Annotated in this window: 1 protein-coding gene; it reads right to left on the reverse strand. The window is 71.7% G+C overall.

The window, feature by feature from the left end; all coding sequences use genetic code 11:
- Positions 1–2,228 (reverse strand): non-ribosomal peptide synthetase (locus GGR64_RS20655; RefSeq protein ID WP_184648162.1); only part of this gene is annotated, 2,228 nt, incomplete at both ends.

A 2,228-nucleotide genomic window follows, 5' to 3' on the forward strand; every position in this document is an offset into this window, starting at 1 on the left:
GCATCGGCCAGGCAGCGGCTCCAGTAGTCCAGTTGCTTGCCCAGGCGCTCGGCGGTGAACCAGCGCCGCTGCCAGGCGGCGTAGTCCGGGTACTGCACGGCCAGCGGCGGCAGCGGATCGGGCTGGCCGGCGACCATGGCCCGGTAGAGCGCACCGAGTTCGTTGATCAGGATGCCCAGCGACCAGCCATCGGAGACGATGTGGTGCTGGGTGATCAGCAGCACGTGGTCGGCCTGTCCCAGGCGCAACAGGCGACCGCGGATGAGCGGGCCGCGCGCCAGGTCGAAGGGAGCGAGGACTTCGTCGAGGGCGAGCCTGGCGATGGCCGCGGCCTGGTCGGGCTGGAGGCCGAGGTCGTGCTCGACCAGGGGGAAGGCCTGTCCAGCGGGCAGCAGGTGCGCCAGCGGTTGACCATCGGCACTGGTGGCGAAGACGGTGCGCAAGGCGGCATGCCGCTGGAGCAGGGCGTCCAGGGCACGGCGCAGGGCGAGCGGATCGAGGTCGCCGCGCAGGCGCAGGGCGCCGGGCATGTGGTACGCGGTGCCGGTGCCTTCGAGCTGGGCCAGGAACCACAGGCGCTGCTGGGCGAAGGACAGCGGCAGGGTGTCGCCGTGGTGGACCGGGACGATGGCCGGCAACGACGCCGTGGCGGCGTCGCTCTGGTGGCGGGTGACGACGTGTGCCAGTTCGCGCAGCGTCGGGTGGGCGAAGACCTCGGCCAGCGACAGGCGGACGCCGCAGGCTGCCTCGATGCGGCTGAGCAGGCGCACGGCGAGCAGGGAGTTGCCGCCGAGGGCGAAGAACTGGTCGTGGCGGCCGATCCGTTCGCGCCCCAGCAACCGGCCCCAGGCCTCGGCGAGGATGGCCTCGATGCCCGGGTGCGGCGGCGCATAGGCATGCCGGGCAAAGGCGTCGTCCTGCGGCGCGGGCAAGGCCTTGCGGTCGAGCTTGCCGTTGGCGCTCAGCGGCAGGGCAGGCAGGCACACGAACGCGGCCGGCACCATGTAGTCGGGCAAAGTGCGGGCCAGGAACGTACGCAAGGTGGTGACCAGCGCATCGCTGGGCGCATCGGCGGGCGTCTCGCGCGGGACGACATAGGCGACCAGGCGCATGTGCGCCGCCTCGCCCAGGGCCAGCACGACGGTGCTGTGCACGGCCGGATGTTCGGCAATGCGCGCCTCGATCTCGCCCAGTTCGATGCGGAAGCCGCGCAGCTTGACCTGGTGGTCGATGCGGCCGAGGAACTCGATGGCGCCATCGGCGCGGTAGCGCGCCAGATCGCCGGTCCGGTACAGACGTGCCTCAGGATCGGCGGCGAAGGGATCGGGGAGGAAGCGCTCGGCGGTGAGCTGGGGGCGGTTCAAATACCCTCTGGCCACGCCGACGCCGCCGATATGCAGTTCGCCGACGGCGCCGAGTGGCACCGGTTGGCCGTTGCCGTCGAGCAGGTAGATCGTGGTGTTGGCGATGGGACGGCCGATGGGCACGCTCTCCCCGGCGAAGGCGGGCGGGCAGGTCCAGGCGGTCACATCGATCGCCGCTTCGGTGGGGCCGTAGAGGTTGTGGAGGGCGGTCCAGGGCAGGCGCCGTTGGGCCAGGCGCACGCTGCTGGCGGGCAGGGCCTCGCCGCTGCAGACCAGGTGGCGCAGCGTGGTGCAGCGTTCCACGCCGGGGGTCTGCAGGAACAGGGCCAGCATGGAGGGCACGAAATGCGCGGTGGTAACGCCGTGGTGCACGAACAGTGCGGCCAGGGCATCGGGATCCTTGTGCGCCCCCGGCGGCGCCAGGGCCAGGGTGGCCCCGTTCAGCAGTGGCCAGAAGAACTCCCAGACCGATACGTCGAAGCCGAAGGGGGTCTTCTGCACGACGACGTCGCGGGCGTCGAGGCGATAGGCCTGCTGCATCCAGACCAGACGGTTGACGAGGGCGCGGTGCTCGTTCTGGGCGCCCTTGGGGGTTCCGGTGGACCCGGAGGTGTAGATGACGTAGGCCAGGTGGCGGGCGTGCAGGCCGAGGGCATGCGGATCCGGATCGGTCTGCGGCTGTTGGTGCCAGGTCGGATGCGGGTGGTCCAGGTCCAGCACGTGGCGGCCCGGCAGCGCCCCGTCGCCGAGGGCGATGCGGCCGGCGGCATCGACCAGCAGCAGGGCCGGATCGGCGTCGTCGAGGATCTGCTGCAGGCGTGCGGCGGGATAGTCCGGATCCAGCGGCACGTAGGCGCCGCCGGC

The organism is Xanthomonas sp. 3307, from assembly GCF_014199735.1.
In the GTDB taxonomy this organism is placed as follows: Bacteria; Pseudomonadota; Gammaproteobacteria; order Xanthomonadales; family Xanthomonadaceae; genus Xanthomonas_A; species Xanthomonas_A rydalmerensis.